General features: G+C 59.4%; 1 rRNA gene. It reads right to left on the bottom strand.

From position 1 onward, the window contains the following. Positions 1-196 precede the first annotated feature (196 nt). Positions 197-256 (bottom strand): 16S ribosomal RNA (locus M3148_RS19405); the annotation flags it as partial.

Below are 256 nucleotides of genomic sequence, written 5' to 3'. Positions count from 1 at the left end.
AGGCGGCCACCAGAAGAAACACACCCAACCACCCACACGGGATGGCTGTGGCCTGTGTCCTCAGGACCCAACAGCATGCCAAGTAATGATGTTCCACCCATGAGCAACCACCAGACACACGAACGGCGCCTGCGTGGCCACCTGACACCACCGATGAACCCCGACGAAGCGGGCGGAGGTGTGGTGAGCTCCTTAGAAAGGAGGTGATCCAGCCGCACCTTCCGGTACGGCTACCTTGTTACGACTTCGTCCTAAT

The organism is Georgenia satyanarayanai (genome assembly GCF_023715365.1).
Classification (GTDB): domain Bacteria; phylum Actinomycetota; class Actinomycetes; order Actinomycetales; family Actinomycetaceae; genus Oceanitalea; species Oceanitalea satyanarayanai_B.
The sequence above is the reverse complement of the archived record's forward strand: the minus strand, read 5'-3'. Positions and strand labels throughout refer to the sequence as shown.